This is a genomic window from Pedococcus sp., from assembly GCF_036554925.1.
In the GTDB taxonomy this organism is placed as follows: Bacteria; Actinomycetota; Actinomycetes; order Actinomycetales; family Dermatophilaceae; genus Pedococcus_A.
On record NZ_DATBMI010000206.1, the window covers coordinates 19,480 to 29,510 of the forward strand.

The 10,031-nt window shown below is 72.9% G+C and carries 10 protein-coding genes; 7 read left to right on the plus strand and 3 right to left on the minus strand.

The window, feature by feature from the left end; translation table 11 throughout:
- Positions 1-9: 9 nt before the first annotated feature.
- Positions 10-645: a LysE family translocator gene (locus tag VIB11_RS15825; RefSeq protein WP_332032459.1), complete on the minus strand. Its 636-nt coding sequence runs from the start codon at positions 643-645 to the stop codon at positions 10-12.
- Positions 646-750: 105 nt separating this feature from the next.
- Here VIB11_RS15825 and serS point away from each other — a divergent pair, with 105 nt between their 5' ends.
- From serS to VIB11_RS15850, 5 genes are all read left to right on the plus strand, one after another.
- Complete coding sequence (gene serS, locus VIB11_RS15830) at positions 751-2,007, plus strand: serine--tRNA ligase (RefSeq protein ID WP_332032461.1); 1,257 nt, start codon at positions 751-753, stop codon at positions 2,005-2,007.
- A gap of 88 nt (positions 2,008-2,095) precedes the next feature.
- Positions 2,096-2,890 carry an HAD family hydrolase gene (locus VIB11_RS15835; RefSeq protein ID WP_332032463.1) on the plus strand — a complete coding sequence of 265 codons (795 nt, stop codon included), beginning with the start codon at positions 2,096-2,098 and terminating at the stop codon, positions 2,888-2,890.
- 34 nt (positions 2,891-2,924) lie between these two features.
- A complete protein-coding gene (locus VIB11_RS15840; protein ID WP_332032465.1) occupies positions 2,925-3,875 on the plus strand; it encodes a DUF2332 domain-containing protein in 951 nt (316 codons plus the stop codon).
- Between the two features lie 18 nt (positions 3,876-3,893).
- On the plus strand, positions 3,894-4,712 hold the full coding sequence (locus tag VIB11_RS15845; RefSeq protein WP_332032466.1) for an RNA methyltransferase: 819 nt from the start codon (positions 3,894-3,896) through the stop codon (positions 4,710-4,712).
- 72 nt (positions 4,713-4,784) lie between these two features.
- Positions 4,785-5,420 (plus strand): VOC family protein, encoded by a 636-nt coding sequence (locus VIB11_RS15850; protein ID WP_332032468.1) that lies wholly within the window; start codon positions 4,785-4,787, stop codon positions 5,418-5,420.
- A gap of 56 nt (positions 5,421-5,476) precedes the next feature.
- Here the strand turns inward: VIB11_RS15850 and VIB11_RS15855 are convergent, their stop codons facing one another.
- Positions 5,477-5,917 (minus strand): MmcQ/YjbR family DNA-binding protein, encoded by a 441-nt coding sequence (locus VIB11_RS15855; protein WP_332032470.1) that lies wholly within the window; start codon positions 5,915-5,917, stop codon positions 5,477-5,479.
- A 109-nt stretch (positions 5,918-6,026) separates the two neighbouring features.
- Here VIB11_RS15855 and VIB11_RS15860 point away from each other — a divergent pair, with 109 nt between their 5' ends.
- Positions 6,027-7,745, plus strand: coding sequence for an FAD-dependent oxidoreductase (locus VIB11_RS15860; RefSeq protein WP_332032472.1), 1,719 nt, complete (start codon positions 6,027-6,029; stop codon positions 7,743-7,745).
- A 127-nt stretch (positions 7,746-7,872) separates the two neighbouring features.
- Positions 7,873-9,297, plus strand: a complete 1,425-nt coding sequence (locus VIB11_RS15865; RefSeq protein WP_332032474.1) for an adenylate/guanylate cyclase domain-containing protein — start codon at positions 7,873-7,875, stop codon at positions 9,295-9,297.
- A 5-nt stretch (positions 9,298-9,302) separates the two neighbouring features.
- On the opposite strand, the gene VIB11_RS15870 is transcribed toward VIB11_RS15865, so the two are convergent.
- A partial coding sequence (locus tag VIB11_RS15870; RefSeq protein ID WP_332032476.1) for a lyase family protein occupies positions 9,303-10,031 on the minus strand: 729 nt, incomplete at its 5' end.

The following is a 10,031-nucleotide window of genomic DNA, read 5'->3' on the forward strand; positions in this document are numbered from 1 at the left end:
CGCCCGGCCCTACGCGCGCCGGGAGCCGTCGGTCAGCAGAGCCGCCCCACCGAGCGCCAGGTAGACCGCACCGCTGACGTAGTGGCTGCGGCTCATGACCCGAGGGCGGCGGGCCAGCCAGCCGCCGATGGCGCCCGACGCCAGGGCGTAGGTCGAGTCGAACGTGAGCCCGATCGCGACGAACACCGCGCCGAGGACGAGGACCTGCGTGGCGACCGGCCCGGCGTCCGCGTGGACGAACTGGGGGAAGAAGGCGAGGAAGAACAGCGCGACCTTCGGGTTGGTGATCCCCACGACGAACGCGTCCGCGAAGGCCCGCCGGGAGCTCACCGGTGCGGGCTGCTCCAGCCGGAACCTCCCGTGGGATCGGAACTCCCGCACCGCGAGGTGGACGAGGTACGCGACGCCGGCGTACTTGACGACGGAGAACGCCACGACGGAGGAGGAGATCAGGGCGGTGAGGCCGAAGGCGGTCAGCGCGACGAAGACCGCGGTCGCGGCGGTCACGCCCAGGGTCGAGGCCAGCGCCGCCCGGCGGCCCTGCGCGATGCCGCGGCTGATGATGTAGAGCAGGTTGGGCCCGGGCAGCAGCACGAGCGCCGCGGCCGCCGCGGAGAACGCGAGCAGGGTGGGGACAGAGGGCATGGGGGCTCCGGTCACTCATCTCCCGTGAAGGCACCGTCAGTCTCGCACCAGGGGACTGGCGGCAGCGAGGGATTTCGTGCTGCCGGCCCCCGATAGGCTGGCCCGGTGATCGACATCAAGCTTCTGCGCGAGGACCCCGACCGGGTCCGCGCCTCGCAGCGGGCCCGGGGCGAGGACGACGGGGTCGTCGACGAGATCCTCGCGGCCGACGAGCGGCGCCGCTCCTCCCTCACCGAGTTCGAGCGGCTGCGGGCCGAGCAGAAGTCGATGGGCAAGCAGGTCGCGCAGGCGCAGGGTGAGGCCAAACAGGCGCTGCTCGCCCAGACCAAGGAGATGGCCGCCCGGGTCAAGTCGCTGCAGGCCGCGGCGTCCGAGGCCGAGGAGCTGCTCGACACCCTGCTTCGACGCATCGGCAACGTCATCGAGCCCGGGGTCCCGGTCGGTGGCGAGGACGACTACGTCGTCCTGGAGACCGTCGGCGAGCCGCGCACCTTCGACTTCGAGCCGCGCGACCACCTCGTGCTCGGTGAGGCGCTCGACGCGATCGACATGGAGCGCGGCGCCCGGGTCGGCGGCTCGCGCTTCTACTTCCTCAAGGGCGTCGGCGCCCGCCTCGAGATCGCGATGATGAACCTCGCGCTCGCCCAGGCCGTCGAGCACGGGTTCGTCCCGATGATCACCCCGACGCTGGTCACCCCGCAGGTCATGGGCGGCGCCGGCTTCCTCGACGCCCACGCCGACGAGGTCTACCGCCTCGAGGCCGACGACCTCTACCTCACGGGCACCTCCGAGGTCGCGCTCGCCGGCTACCACACCGACGAGATCCTCGACCTCTCCGACGGCGCCAAACGGTATGCCGGGTGGTCCACCTGCTACCGCCGCGAGGCCGGGTCCTACGGCAAGGACACCCGCGGGATCATCCGCGTCCACCAGTTCAACAAGCTCGAGATGTTCGTCTACTGCCGTCCGGAGGACGCGGTGACCGAGCACCAGCGGCTGCTGGACATGGAGAAGGACATGCTCGCCAAGATCGAGGTGCCCTACCGCATCATCGACACGGCGGCGGGTGACCTCGGTGGCCCGGCGGCCCGCAAGTACGACTGCGAGGCGTGGGTGCCGACCCAGGGCAGGTACCGCGAGCTGACCTCGACGTCGAACTGCACGACCTACCAGGCGCGCCGGCTGAACACCCGGTACCGCACCGAGAAGGGCACCCAGACCGCGGCGACCCTCAACGGCACCCTGGCCACCACGCGCTGGCTCGTGGCGATCCTCGAGAACCACCAGCAGGCCGACGGGTCCGTCGTGGTGCCGCAGGCGCTGCGGCCCTTCCTCGGTCTCGAGGTGCTCAAGCCGGTCTAGGCCAGGGGCCGCTCATCCCGGACCGCAGTACGCGACAGGGGACGCTGACGTACATTCGTTCCCCCACTGTTCTGACCGAGGGGGAGCCATGACGGAGCGACTGATCGCGCTCGACCTCGACGGCACGACGCTGACCCACGCCGGCGAGCTGCGCCCGGCGGTGCGCCAGGCGGTGCGCGATGTGGCCGAGGCGGGCGTGCACATCGTGGTGGCCACCGGGCGCTCCCTGGTGGCGACGATGCCCGTGCTCTGCGAGCTCGGGCTGATGACGGGGTATGCCGTGTGCTCCAACGGTGCGGTCACCCTCGCCCTCGACCCCGACGAGCCCCAGGGCTACCAGATCCTGGAGACGGTCACCTTCGACCCGGCGCCCGCGCTGGCCCTGCTGCGCGACTCGTGGCCGGACGCCGTGATCGCGGTGGAGGAGCTCGGGGTCGGCTTCAAGCTCAGCGGGCCGTTCCCCGACGGCGAGCTCGACGGCGAGCTGCGGGTCGTGCCGTGGGAGGAGCTCGTGGCAGACCCGGTCACCCGTGTCACCTTCCGCAGCCCCACCGGCACCAGCGAGGAGTTCGAGCAGCTCGCCGAGCGCATCGGCCTGCACGAGGTGAACTACAGCATCGGCTTCACCGCCTGGATGGACATCAACCCCGAGGGTGTCTCCAAGGGCGCGGCGCTGGAGACCCTGCGCCGCCGCCTGGGGGTCGAGCCGATGTTCACGGTCGCCGTGGGCGACCAGCGCAACGACCTCGAGATGCTGCAGTGGGCGGCTCGCGGCGTCGCCATGGGCAATGCGCCTGCCGAGGTCAAGGCCGTGGCGCACGAGGTGACCGGGCACGTGGACGAGGACGGCCTGGTCCCGGTGCTCCGCTCGCTGCTCGCGTAGCCCCGCGCCCGGGCGCGTCTGGCAGGGTTGCCGCATGTCGACGGCGCAGGGGTACCAGCGCTTCGCGGACGTCGAGGCGCGGGGCAGCTCGCCGACCTATGTGGAGCTGGCCCGCCACGTGGCCGGGGCGCCGGCGTTGCTGGACCTCCTGGACACCCTGCCGCCGGGCAAGCGCCAACCGAACCTCCTCTTCGGGGTGGGTCGTCTCCTGGACGGTCCCGTCCACGACCCGGCGGCCTTCACCGCCTGGGCCGCCGCGCGCTGGCCCGAGGTGAGTGCCGAGATGCTCTCCCGTGGCACCCAGACCAACGAGGCCGCGCGGTGTGCCACGCTGCTTCCGCTGATGGCCGGCATACCCGGCCCGCTCGCCCTGCTGGAGGTCGGCGCCTCGGCGGGCCTGTGCCTCTACCCGGACCGTTACCGCTACGACTACGACGGGACCATCGTGGGCGGCACCGGGGCGCAGCCCACCCTCGCCTGCTCGCTGGAGAACGACGTCCCCCTGCCGGCCCGGCTGCCCGAGGTGGTGTGGCGCGCCGGGCTCGACCTCAACCCGCTCGACGTGACCACCGACGACGACCTGCGGTGGCTGGAGGCGCTGGTGTGGCCCGAGCACGAGGAGCGCCGACGGCGGCTGCGCGCGGCCGCGGAGGTCCTGCGCGCGCAGCCGCCCCTGCTCGTGCGCGGAGACCTCGTCGACGACCTGCCCGCGCTGGCCGCCCGGGCGCCGGCCGACGCGACCCTCGTGGTGTTCCACAGCGCGGTGCTGGCCTACGCCGACCCGCAGCAGCGCTGCCGGTTCGCCGAGGTGGTCTCCGCGCTGCCGGGCCACTGGCTGGCCAACGAGGCACCCGCCGTGCTCGAGGGCCTCGTGGGGGTGCCCGCCGCCGCGGCCCCGCGCCCCGACAGCTTCCTGCTCGCGCTCGACGGAGTACCGAAGGCGTGGACCGGCCCGCACGGGCAGAGCCTGTTCTGGCTCGACTAGTGACATGCTGGGGCCGCCATGTCTGACCTGATCATCACCTCGCCGTCGAACCAGCGGCTGAAGAGCCTCGTCGCACTGCGCCGCCGCCGCTCCCGTGAGGAGACGGGCCTCACCCTGATCGAGGGTTTCGAGGAGCTCTCGCTGGCCCTCGAGGCCGGTGTGGTGCCGCGAACGCTCTACTACTGCCCCGAGCTGATGCTCGACGCCGGCCAGCAGCTTCCTGTGGTCACCGCCGTCGCCGGACGAGGCGCCGACACCGTGCAGCTCGGGCGCGGCGCCTTCGAGAAGGTGGCCTACCGCGAGGGGCCGGACGGTTTCCTGGCGGTCGTCGACTCCGTCACCCGCACGTGCGCGGACCTCACCGTGGGCCCGGACGCCCTGACCCTGCTCTGCCAGGGCGTCGAGAAGCCCGGCAACCTCGGGGCGATGCTCCGCACCGCGGACGCCGCAGGGGTCGAGGCCGTCATCGCCGCGGACCCGGTGACCGACTGGGGCAACCCCAACCTGGTGCGGGCCAGCAAGGGGACCGTGTTCTCCGTCCCGGTGGCCACCGACACCACCGCCGCCACGGTGGCGTGGCTGCGCGAGCAGGGCGTGGCCCTCGTCGCGACCACTCCGGACACCGACCTCGACTACACCGACGTGGACTACACGGGCCCGGTCGCGGTCGCGGTGGGGGCCGAGAAGTACGGCCTGACGGACGAGGTCCTGCAGGCCGCGGACCACCGGGTGAGGATTCCGATGGCCGGCCGCGCGAACTCGCTGAACGTGGCGACGTCGGCGGCGGTCGTCATCTACGAGGCGGTCCGCCAGCGTCGCCAGCGCCCTTCAGGCTGAGGCCCGGTCGGCCCATGCCGCATCGCCGACCCTGTGTCAAGAGCACCCCTGGGCGTGTGTCACGATGGCTGCATGCGAGTTGACCACGTTTCCTACGCCGCCGAGCACGACGGCCTGAAGGCGACTGCTGAGCGTCTCGCCAAGCTGATCGGCGTCGAGCCGGTCGATGGGGGAATCCACCCGCGGTTCGGCACCCGGAACGTGATCTTCCCGCTGGCGCACGAGCGGTACGTCGAGGTCGTCGAGGTGCTCGACCACCCTGCATCCGACAAGGCCCCGTTCGGGCAGGCGGTTCGCGCCCGCTCCGAGGCCGGCGGCGGCTGGCTCGGGTGGGTCGTCCGTGTCGATGACATCAAGCCCTACGAGGAGCGGCTCGGCCGCGAGTCGGCCGAGGGCAACCGCCACCGTCCCGACGGGACCGAGCTGAAATGGCGCCAGCTCGGCGTCAAGGGCCTCATCTCCGACCCGCAGCTGCCCTTCTTCGTCGAGTGGAAGACCCCGGAGTGCCACCCCTCGGTCGGGGCCGACACCGACGTGACCATCGAGGGCCTGCAGATCGCCGGCGACCCCGACCGGGTGCGGGAGTGGCTCGACCTGCCGGCCGACAGGACCTCCACCGTGATCGACTTCTCGTTCGTCGCCCCGCACGGCACCCCCGGGCTGCTGGCGGTCACCTTCGACACCCCGAACGGCAAGGTCACGGTCTGACCTCGGCCGCTGCGTCACCTCGTTCGGGGTATCTGCGAGCGCCATAGCGCTCGGTATCACCCCGAACCGGGGGGATGACCTGAACGGGCGGGAGGACCGGAATCCTCGAGGAACTGCCTGGCGAGGCGTTTCGGCGCCCGCGCGGCCCAGGCGTCGGTGATGACCTCCGCGAGCTCCTGGCGCGTGACCTGCCGAAGGTCGCGCTCGCGCAGCAGCACCGCCCGGTAGCCGTTGAAGTGCGGCGTCGTGAAGAACGGCCCGTCACCCTCGACGAGTGCCTCCTTGTCGGCGAGGTCCCCGACGCTGAAGCAGATGACGTCCTCCATCGGCTCGCCCGTGTCGGGGTCGACGGCGTCCTTGCGCGGCCCGCGGAAGAACACGAACGTCTTCCCGCGCACCGCGAACGACGGACGCTCGTCGGTGCCGGCGACGTCGACCTCCGGCAGCGAGCAGGCGATGTCGGTGACGTCCCGCACCCGTGCCATCCGCGCAGCCATGCCCCGACGGTACCCGCCGCGCCGGAGCGCACCGTACGCCATCGGGCGGGTTCCCGTGCGCCCGCTCCCGGCCTAGCCTGAGGGAGGACCCGACCGGCTGGAGGAGCCCATGCCCCGCCCACTGCTGCTCGCCGTCGACGCGGACCCCGAGGCACTCTCGCGGATCGAGACCCACCTCTCACGCCGGTTCGGCAGCGACTACCGGGTGCGCGGCGAGCTCACCGCCGCCGCCGCGCTGGGCCAGCTCGAGGCCGCCCGGAACCGCGGGGACCCGGTCGCGACCGTGCTCGCCGACCAGTGGCTGCCCGACCTGGCCGGGGCCGAGCTGCTGAGCCGGGTGCGCACCATGCACCCGGACGCCCGTCGCGCGCTGCTGGTGCCGTGGGGCGCCTGGTCGGACCGCCCGACGGCCGAGGCGATCCTGCGGGCCATGGCGATGGGCGACATCAACTACTACGTGCTGAAGCCGTGGTCCGAGCACGACGAGCTCTTCCACCGCACCGTCGGCGAGTTCGTCCAGGAGTGGTCGCGAACCGTGACCTCGGCCGAGCGCGAGGTGGTCGTGGTGGCGGAACGGCGCGCGCCGCGCGGACACGGCATCCGCAGCCTGCTGACCCGCAACGGGATCCCACACACCTTCCTCGAGCGTGGCACCGCCCCGGCCAGCACGGCGCTCTCCCACATCGGCATGCGCGACCCGGAGGAGCTGACCGGCCCGGTCGTCGTGTGGATGCCGGCCCTGGGGGGCACCGTGCTGCTCGACCCCACGGACGCCGAGATCTGTGAGGCGTGGGGGATCCGCACCACCCTGCCGGACGAGGACCGGGCGTTCGACGTACTCGTCGTCGGTGCCGGGCCGGCAGGGCTTGCCGCGTCGGTCTACGCCTCCTCCGAGGGTCTTCGGGTCCTGGTCGTCGAGCGGGAGGCGCTCGGCGGGCAGGCGGGGTCGAGCTCGCTCATCCGCAACTACCTCGGCTTCTCGCGGGGGCTGAGCGGCGCCGAGCTCGCCCAGCGCGGGTACCAGCAGGCGTGGGTGTTCGGCGCCCACTTCCTGCTCACCCGTGAGGTCACCTCGATCCGCCGGCTGGACCACCGCTTCGAGGCCGACGTCTCGGGGATCGGCCGAGTCAGCGCTGCCACCGTCGTCCTGGCGACCGGCGTGGCGTACCGCCGCCTCGGCATCCCCGAGCTCGAGGCGCTGAGCGGGGCCGGGGTCTACTACGGCGCCAGCGTCTCCGAGGCCCAGGCCCTGGCCGGGCTCCACCTGGTCGTGCTCGGCGGCGGGAACTCGGCCGGACAGGCCGTCCTGCACCTCCAGCGGTATGCCGCGGACGTGCGGCTCGTGGTGCGCTCGGCCGCGCTGGAGGAGGGGATGTCGCGCTACCTCGTCGACGAGATCGAGGCCAACCCCGGCATCACCGTGCACCTCGACTCCGAGGTCGTGGGCGGCGGCGGCGAGGGCTGGCTCCAGGAGGTCGTGATCGCCCGGCGGGCGAGCGGCGAGCGGCAGCCCGTGCCGGCCGACGGGCTCTTCGTCATGATCGGCGCCGAACCGCACACGGGCTGGCTGCCGGAGGAGGTGGACCGTGACGACCACGGCTTCGTCGTCTGCGGCGCCGACGCGCACTCGGGCGGGGAGTGGCCGCTCGAGCGCGCGCCACTGCCCTACGAGACCTCGCTGCCCGGCGTCTTCGCGGTCGGCGACGTGCGGCACGGCTCGGTCAAGCGCGTGGCGTCCGCGGTGGGCGAGGGCTCCGTGGTCGTCTCGCAGCTGCACCAGTACCTCGCGGGGTTGCGCTCCGGAGCCGCGGTGGCAGGGACACCGTGACGACCGCCCGGGTCTGGCGGCGTCGGTGGTCGAGCGGCCCGCGTGCAGGGGCCCCGTGCGCAGGCTCCGGCGTGCAGGCTCCGGCGTGCAGGGGCCGGCGTGGGGAGGGCGGCGTGAGGGGGCCGTCGTGAACGCGCCGCCGGCCTCGGGCGCCGCCACGACGGCTCCCGGCAGGCAGCCCCGGCCCGCGGTGGTGGTGGCGGCGGTCATCGCCTTCCTCCTGCCCCTCGCGGGGCTGACCCTCCTGCTGCGCCGGCCGGCGCTGGACATCGTGTGGCAGCACGACCCGGCACACTTCTGGCTCGTCCTCGTGGCGGCGGCCCTGAGCGCCGTCGTCGCCTACGGCACCGGCGCGGCGGCCCTGCTCCGTGGCGACGCGCGGGTGCTGCTGGTCTCCCTGACCTTCCTGTCTGCCGCGGGCTTCCTCGGCCTGCACGCCCTCGCCACACCGCGGGTGCTCCTCGACACCCCCAACGCCGGCTTTTCCCTGGCCACACCGGTCGGGCTCGGCATCGGGGCGCTGTTCGCGGCGGCCTCCGCGATCGACCTCGAGGGCCCCCGCGGGGTCTGGCTGACCGCGCGGTGCCGGCTCCTGCGGAGCGCCCTGCTGGCGTTGATGGCCGGCTGGGCGGTCCTGTCACTCGCGCGGCTGCCGCCCCTCCAGGCCACCGCGCCGGAGCGGGCCTCGGGCCCCTTCGGCGCGCTCGCCCTCCTCGCGATCGCCCTCTACGCCTGGGCCGCGGTGCGGTACGTCGACCTGTGGCGTCGCCGCGGTGGGCTGATGCCGCTGGCGATGGCAGCCGCGATGGTGCTGCTCGGCGAGGCCATGGTCGCGGTGGTCTTCGCCCCGAACTGGCACCTCAGCTGGTGGGAGTGGCACGTGCTCATGCTGATGGCCTTCGGGCTGGTCGCCTGGGGAGCCCAGCGGCAGTGGCACGAGGAGCGCTTCGCCGGCCTGTACCTCGACCAGACGGTCTCGGGGAGCCGGGAGATGAGCATCCTCTTCGCCGACCTCCAGGGGTTCACGAGCTGGTCGGAGTCACACGAGCCGCACGAGGTCACCGCCATGCTCAACACCTACTTCGAGGTGGCCATCCCCCCCGTGGTACAGGCGCACGGCGGGGACATCGACCGCATCATCGGGGACGCGTTGATGGCGACCTTCAACCGGCGGGGTGACCAGCCCGACCACGCCCAGCGGGCGGCCGCGGCGGCCCTGGCCCTGCAGGAGACCACGGCGCGCGTGGCCGCGAGGCACCCCGGGTGGCCACGCTTCAGGGTCGGCGTCAACAGCGGCGAGGTCTCCGTCAGCGTGCTGGGGGCCGGCGGCGGCCGCACCCACACGGTCATCGGCGACACCGTCAACGTGGCCTCCCGGCTCGAGGCGAAGGCCCCGGTCGGGGGTGTCGCGATCGGGCCGGGAACCCTGGCGCTGCTGCCAGAGGCCGTGACCGAGCCGCTCGGGCCGCTCGAGCTCAAGGGCAAGGCCGAGCCGACCGACGCCTACGTCCTGCTCTCCCTCGACGCCGAGCCCGAGGGGCACCCCACCTAGGGCCGTCAGCCGAGGTAGTCGACGAGCTGGGGGGCCGCTCCGGTGTAGGTGGCCGGCGTCATCGCCGACAGGCGGGCCGCCACGTCGTCGGGGAGGCCGAGGCCGGCGACGAACGCGCGCAGGTCGTCACCGGTGATGCGCCGGCCCCGCGTGAGCTCCTTGAGTCGCTCGTAGGGCTCCTCCATGCCCGGCACGCCCCGGGCGCCGAGCGCCCGCATCGCCGACTGCACCGGCTCGCCGAGCACCTCCCAGTTGGCGTCGAGGTCGGCCGCCATCGCCGACGGCACGGCGTCGAGGCCGGCGAGGCCGCGCACCACGTTGTCGAGGGCGAGCAGGGAGTGGCCGAAGGCCGTGCCGATGTTGCGCTGCATCGAGGAGTCGGTGAGGTCGCGCTGCAGGCGGCTCGTCACCAGGGTCGAGCCGAGCACGTCGAGCAGGGCGTTGGAGACCTCGAGGTTGGCCTCGGCGTTCTCGAAGCGGATCGGGTTGACCTTGTGCGGCATGGTGCTCGACCCGACGGTGCCCTGGCCGCGCACCTGCGCGAAGTAACCCATCGAGATGTAGGTCCACACGTCGGTGCAGAGGTTGTGCAGCACCCGGTTGAACCGCGCGACGTCGGCGTAGAGCTCGGCCTGCCAGTCGTGGCTCTCGATCTGCGTGGTGAGCGGGTTCCACGTCAGGCCGAGGCTCTCGACGAAGGACTGGCTGATCGAGGGCCAGTCGGCCTCGGGCAC

Bases quoted from the DNA above. Each gene is read 5' to 3' on its own strand.
- VIB11_RS15845 (WP_332032466.1), top strand. From the start codon at position 3,894: ATGTCTGACCTGATCATCACCTCGCCGTCGAACCAGCGGCTGAAGAGC.
- VIB11_RS15825 (WP_332032459.1), bottom strand. From the start codon at position 645: ATGCCCTCTGTCCCCACCCTGCTCGCGTTCTCCGCGGCGGCCGCGGCG.
- VIB11_RS15850 (WP_332032468.1), top strand. From the start codon at position 4,785: ATGCGAGTTGACCACGTTTCCTACGCCGCCGAGCACGACGGCCTGAAG.
- VIB11_RS15855 (WP_332032470.1), bottom strand. From the start codon at position 5,917: ATGGCTGCGCGGATGGCACGGGTGCGGGACGTCACCGACATCGCCTGC.
- VIB11_RS15860 (WP_332032472.1), top strand. From the start codon at position 6,027: ATGCCCCGCCCACTGCTGCTCGCCGTCGACGCGGACCCCGAGGCACTC.
- VIB11_RS15840 (WP_332032465.1), top strand. From the start codon at position 2,925: ATGTCGACGGCGCAGGGGTACCAGCGCTTCGCGGACGTCGAGGCGCGG.
- VIB11_RS15835 (WP_332032463.1), top strand. From the start codon at position 2,096: ATGACGGAGCGACTGATCGCGCTCGACCTCGACGGCACGACGCTGACC.